Source organism: Azonexus sp., from assembly GCF_036170495.1.
Taxonomy (GTDB): Bacteria; Pseudomonadota; Gammaproteobacteria; order Burkholderiales; family Rhodocyclaceae; genus Azonexus.
In genome coordinates, this window is record NZ_JAVHPH010000136.1 from 1 (window position 1) to 5,066 (window position 5,066).

The following is a 5,066-nucleotide window of genomic DNA, read 5'->3' on the forward strand; positions in this document are numbered from 1 at the left end:
CGAAATAAACCGTCTGGAATCCCTTGGCTGAACTCATCAGCCAGCCGGACAGCGGGATGGCGAGCATCAGCCCATAGAGCGCCAAGTGGCCGGCGTGGGCGGCGAACTGCACGAGCTTCGGCATGCTCTCGGGCAGGGCCGGCGGGCGATGCGTGAAGCGCCAGAGCAGGCGAAAGCCGAGGAGCAGGAAGGCGCTGACGCCCGCCCATTTATGCCAGGAATAAAGCTTGAGCTTGTCCGGCGACAGCGGCAGGTCGTGCATGTAAAAGCCGAGCGCGAGCAGGCCGAAGAGCAGGATGGCCATGAGCCAGTGAAGGAACTTGGCGGTGCTGGTGTAATGTTGGATTGCCACGGTCAACCTCCTTTTTTCGGCAAAAATGAATAGGCATCCATGGCGATGACGTAATCGTCGATGCCGGCATGGAAGCGCTTGGCCTCGGCGTTTTCGCCACCAGCACCGAGTGCGACATACAAGGGCAGCAAATGTTCTTCGCTTGGCTGGGCTTGCGCGCCGCCGGGGGCTTGCTGGCGGTAGTCGAGCAGGGCGTCGATGTCGTTAGCATACAGATGATCGGCCAGCCAGTGGGTGAACTCGCGCACATAGGCTGGCGTCTGACCGGAGTTGCGGGCTGCCAACTGGTAGTCGCGCAGATTGTGGGTCAGGTTGCCCGAGGCAATGACGAGAAAGCCCCTGGATGTCAGCGGCGCCAGGGCCTGGCCCAGCTTGTAGGCTTGGGCCGGGCCGCCGCGGCTCTGGATGGAGAGCGGAATGACCGGTACGTCGGCCTCGGGAAACATCAGGCGCAGCGGCACCCAGGCGCCGTGGTCGAGGCCGCGATTGGCATCGGTGGCGACTGGCAGGCCGGCGGCCTTCAAGGCAGCGACGACTTCTTCGGAGGCCTCGCGGCAGCCGGTGGCCGGGTAGCGAATTTCATAGAGTTCATCCGGGAAACCCGAGAAGTCGTGGATCGTTTCCGGGCGCTCGGCGAAGCCGACGGTCGGTATCGCCGTATCCCAGTGGGCGCTGACGATGACAATGGCCCGCGGCAGGGCCAGCGATCCGGCCAGGGCCGACAAGGCAGCGCCGGCTGCGCCCGGGCGCAGCGCGAAAGTCGGCGCGCCGTGCGGAACAAAAAGGGCGGGTTGGATCTGTGTCATGGCGGCAATTCCTGTGTCGATGGGCGTACTTTAGGCCTGTTATTTGGAACGAAATAGCCGACAATGTGCAAATTACTATTGCTGGAGTTGCAACAATGGATCGCCTCGACGCCATGCATCTCTTCGTTCGGGTGGCCGAACTCGGCAGCTTTTCGGCCGTGGCGCAGCAATTGGGCGTCGCCCGTTCAGTCGTGACGCGGCAGATTGCCGCGCTCGAAGCCCATCTCGGCGTCAAGCTCATGGCGCGCAGCACGCGCCGGCTGGCCCTGACCTCGGGCGGCACGGCCTACCTCGAAAAATGCCGGGTCATCCTCAACCTCGTCGAAGCGGCCGAAACCGGCGTCGCCGAGGAGCGCCTGACGCCGCGTGGCAATATCCGCGTCAGTCTGCCGCTCAGTTACGGCATGAAACGACTGGCGCCGATCCTGCTCGATTTCTCGCAGCGCTATCCGGAAGTCTCGCTCGACATGGATTTCAGTGACCGGCGCGTGAACCTCATTGAAGAGGGCATTGACCTGTCGATCCGTATCACCCGGCGGCTCGAAGCGGGCGACGTAGCGCGCAAGATCGGCGCCAGTCGCCTGCTCGTCGTGGCCGCCCCGGAATACCTGGCGCGCCACGGTCAACCGGAAAAACCGGCCGATTTGGCAAACTACGTTTGCCTCGGCTACACCAACGCCGGCAGCAGTCAGCTCTGGCAATTCATGGTCGATGGGCAACTCGAAAGTTTCCATGTGCGCAGCCGCCTCAATGCCAACAACGGCGAGGTGCTGAGCGAAGCGACGGCACAGGGGCTGGGCATCAGCTGCCAGCCGGATTTCATTGCCGATCCCTTTCTGGCCAGCGGCCGGGTCGTCGAAATTCTTGCCGATTATCCGATTCCCGAGCTGGGCATCTATGCCATCCTGCCCAGCAACCGCCACGTCCCGCATCGCGTGCGGGTGCTCATGGCGTCGCTGGCCGAACGGCTGGCCGGGCAGTAGTGGCCAGAAAGGCGGTCTGCGCGGAACACAATTCTTTACCGAATCCTGCCAACCGTCATACCGGCCAAGCGTTATATTTCCGTGACAGGCATACTTGCGCCTGGCATTGAAAGTCACGTGAAAGGGGTTTGAACAATGGGAATCGTGTGGACCATTCTGGTCGGCCTTGTGGTCGGCATCATCGCCAAGCTCCTGCACCCCGGCAAGGACAACATGGGCTTCATGGCCACCATCCTGCTTGGCATTGGTGGCTCGTTCGTGGCCGGCATGGTCGGCCAGGCGCTGGGCTGGTATCGGGCCGGCGAGGGCGCCGGATTTGTTGCCTCCATCGTCGTCGCCTTCGTCCTGCTGGTGGCCTACGGCCGCTTGCGCGACAAGCCACAGCAATGAGCAAGGCGCTCGTTACGCTGCTCGTCGGCTGTCTCGCCGCGGCGCCAGCCCAGGCCGGCGCGCTGGTCGATCTGTCAGCCCAGGTCAGCCGCCCGGCCAGCAACGACATGGTGCGCGCCAGCGTGTACAGCGAAGCCAGCGGCAAGCATCCAGCCGAGCTGGCCCAGCGCGTGAACGCCGACCTTGCCGAGGCGCTCAAGCTGATTCGCAGCAAGGCCGGCATCGCAGTCAAGAGCGGCCAGCAGTCCACCTACCCGGTGTACGGTCAGGGGCAAAAAATCGATGGCTGGCGTATGCGCAGCGAGCTGATTCTTGAATCGAAGGATCTGGGCGGTGTGTCGGAGACGCTTGGCAAACTCCAGCAAATACGCCTGGCCGTTGGCGAAGTCAGTCTGCTGCCGTCGCCCGAAACCCGGCGCACGGTGGAAGACGAAGCCACCCGCGAGGCAATTCGCGCCTTCCAGAGCCGCGCTGCGTTGATCGCCGAGCAGCTCGGCAAGGGCTGGAAAATCAAGCACCTCAATGTCCAGCAAGGCGGTGGCATGCCCGTGCCGATGATGCGTGCCGTGCGTGGCATCGCGATGGCGGCAGAAGCCGCCCCGGCCCCGCTGGAGGCCGGCGAAAGCCTGGTCACGGCCCATGTCGGCGGGCAGATCGAACTGGACGACTGAATGCAGCAGCATAGAACTTCAAGCGCAACGCCCAGCGGGGTCGTTGCTACGGTCAACCGGAAATTTTGCCCGAATTTGAAATAGCTTTCCTTACTTATGGAATCGTTTAAAACATTGTTTCATTAAGGATTGTTGGCAAGTCGGCCATAAATTTTCTGGCTGGCAATGCACTGTGAATTTGTTCACAGACACCTCGGAATGCGCAGCGCAGAATGAATCCGTCAACTCAGGAAAACAGGAAAATGTCCCTCACCAGCACCAAGGCAAGTCCAACGCAAACTGGCAGCAAAGTTGCCAGCAAGGGGAATGCTCACGCTGGGGAAATCGACCTGTCGGTATTCAGCTTGCGTGACACCTTGAGCAACATCACGGTTCGCGAAGCAAACTTCAGTGAGTTTCTCACCGCGCTAAAACAGAGTGGTTTGATCGCTGCCAGGCAGTAAATTCGCCGGGTGGCGACGGCAAGCGGGGTGGTGCCCATGGGCAGGATCGAACTGCCGACCTCTCCCTTACCAAGGGAGTGCTCTACCACTGAGCCACATGGGCAACCTGGTGCTCCTGACGGGGTCAAAGTAACCGCCATATAGGCCGTGGTTACGTCGTTTCTTCTGATTCGATCTTTTGGATACCGTCAGAAATACCGTCAATTGCTATGCGCTTGGGTGTCCAAATAATTTCCGGATACCTGTAACGCGACTGGTGATCACGTTCAAGCGGGGCGCATTGTAACAGCGTAGTGGCCGTCGTGTTTGGCAAAATTAATGTTTGAAACGCTATGTTGCTTAAGGGATGGATTTCCGTGGGCGTTTCCAACGGACGCCTATTACTCACACCTGTTCCCGGCGCCTTTGTATCGTTCGCCAGGTTAGATGCAGTTATTTCAAGGAGCCACTTCGCTCCTTGCCAGATTGCCGTCTGAATTTGGTCGAAAAATGATAGCTTGGTATGTGTGCGAGCCAACAGACGTCGAGCCTGGTCAGAGTAGCCTTGGCGCCAACTGCCGAAAGGGCAGGTGTGGTAACGGGGAAAAATATGAGCAAGAAGATGGCTGCCCTTGTGCTGGCCTGGCTGGCGGGGTCTGCGATGGCCGCCGAGCCTTTGATGGGATGTGCCGACGAAGCGGATGACCGCCTGCGACTGGCCTGCTACGACAACGCCTACAAGCGACTGAAAGCCGGGAGCGAACCGATCAGTGATGCCCGGATCGATGCGCAGGTGGCCACCTGCGACAGCCAGCGCGAATCGTCGAATATGTCGAAAATCTGGGAGCTTGGCCCTACGGACAAGCGCAATACCTTCGTTGTTCGCACCTACCTGCCCAACTTCCTGCTGCCCATGCATTACACGTCGAACCTGAACCGTACTCCGCACAGTCCGACGCAGGCGGCCAGCGCGGGCAACCATGACTACCGCAGCGTCGAGGCCAAGCTGCAAATTTCCCTGCGTGCAAAAATTGTGGAAGACCTGCTGTTGCCGGGAGCCGATCTGTGGGCTGCGTATACCCAGCATTCACTTTGGCAGTTGTGGGATTCCGGGGATTCATCGCCATTTCGCAGCACTGACTACCAGCCGGAAATGATCTATGTCGTGCCCGTTCCCGAGAAATTCGGGAAACTTCCGCTGGGTTGGAACCTGCGCATGCTTCAGGTGGGCTTTGCCCACCAGTCGAACGGGCAAAGCGATCCGCTTTCCCGGAGCTGGAACCGGATTACCCTGGGCGCCGGTTTCGAGCATGGCGACTTCAGCCTGCAGATCCGTGACAATCAACGAATTCGCGTGCAGGGCAAGGATGACAACCCCGATCTTGTGGATTACATCGGGCGCGGCGAAGTCATCATGGCCTGGTTGCCGGGCACTTCTACGC

Annotated in this window: 7 protein-coding genes and 1 tRNA gene; 5 read left to right on the forward strand and 3 right to left on the reverse strand. The window is 60.4% G+C overall.

Features of this window, described 5'->3' with window-relative positions:
• Positions 1-304 (reverse strand): cytochrome b (locus ADADOO_RS04300; protein ID WP_511275318.1); only part of this gene is annotated, 304 nt, incomplete at its 3' end.
• 50 nt (positions 305-354) lie between these two features.
• Complete coding sequence (locus tag ADADOO_RS04305; RefSeq protein WP_511275308.1) at positions 355-1,158, reverse strand: DODA-type extradiol aromatic ring-opening family dioxygenase; 804 nt, start codon at positions 1,156-1,158, stop codon at positions 355-357.
• Between the two features lie 95 nt (positions 1,159-1,253).
• Here ADADOO_RS04305 and ADADOO_RS04310 point away from each other — a divergent pair, with 95 nt between their 5' ends.
• The 4 genes from ADADOO_RS04310 (at position 1,254) to ADADOO_RS04325 (ending at position 3,645) form a co-directional block, all read left to right on the forward strand.
• Positions 1,254-2,141 carry a LysR family transcriptional regulator gene (locus ADADOO_RS04310; RefSeq protein ID WP_511275310.1) on the forward strand — a complete coding sequence of 296 codons (888 nt, stop codon included), beginning with the start codon at positions 1,254-1,256 and terminating at the stop codon, positions 2,139-2,141.
• 135 nt (positions 2,142-2,276) lie between these two features.
• Positions 2,277-2,531, forward strand: coding sequence for a GlsB/YeaQ/YmgE family stress response membrane protein (locus ADADOO_RS04315; RefSeq protein WP_511275312.1), 255 nt, complete (start codon positions 2,277-2,279; stop codon positions 2,529-2,531).
• Positions 2,528-3,202 carry an SIMPL domain-containing protein gene (locus ADADOO_RS04320; RefSeq protein ID WP_511275314.1) on the forward strand — a complete coding sequence of 225 codons (675 nt, stop codon included), beginning with the start codon at positions 2,528-2,530 and terminating at the stop codon, positions 3,200-3,202. Before ADADOO_RS04315 ends, ADADOO_RS04320 begins: the two co-directional genes overlap by 4 nt.
• A gap of 242 nt (positions 3,203-3,444) precedes the next feature.
• On the forward strand, positions 3,445-3,645 hold the full coding sequence (locus tag ADADOO_RS04325; protein WP_511275315.1) for a hypothetical protein: 201 nt from the start codon (positions 3,445-3,447) through the stop codon (positions 3,643-3,645).
• 28 nt (positions 3,646-3,673) lie between these two features.
• Here ADADOO_RS04325 and ADADOO_RS04330 read toward each other — a convergent pair.
• Positions 3,674-3,748: transfer RNA gene (locus tag ADADOO_RS04330), tRNA-Thr, on the reverse strand.
• Between the two features lie 486 nt (positions 3,749-4,234).
• Here ADADOO_RS04330 and ADADOO_RS04335 point away from each other — a divergent pair.
• On the forward strand, positions 4,235-5,066 hold an 832-nt coding region (locus ADADOO_RS04335), incomplete at its 3' end, for a phospholipase A (protein ID WP_511275316.1).

Bases quoted from the DNA above. Each gene is read 5' to 3' on its own strand.
- ADADOO_RS04305 (WP_511275308.1), bottom strand. From the start codon at position 1,158: ATGACACAGATCCAACCCGCCCTTTTTGTTCCGCACGGCGCGCCGACT.
- ADADOO_RS04310 (WP_511275310.1), top strand. From the start codon at position 1,254: ATGGATCGCCTCGACGCCATGCATCTCTTCGTTCGGGTGGCCGAACTC.
- ADADOO_RS04315 (WP_511275312.1), top strand. From the start codon at position 2,277: ATGGGAATCGTGTGGACCATTCTGGTCGGCCTTGTGGTCGGCATCATC.
- ADADOO_RS04320 (WP_511275314.1), top strand. From the start codon at position 2,528: ATGAGCAAGGCGCTCGTTACGCTGCTCGTCGGCTGTCTCGCCGCGGCG.
- ADADOO_RS04325 (WP_511275315.1), top strand. From the start codon at position 3,445: ATGTCCCTCACCAGCACCAAGGCAAGTCCAACGCAAACTGGCAGCAAA.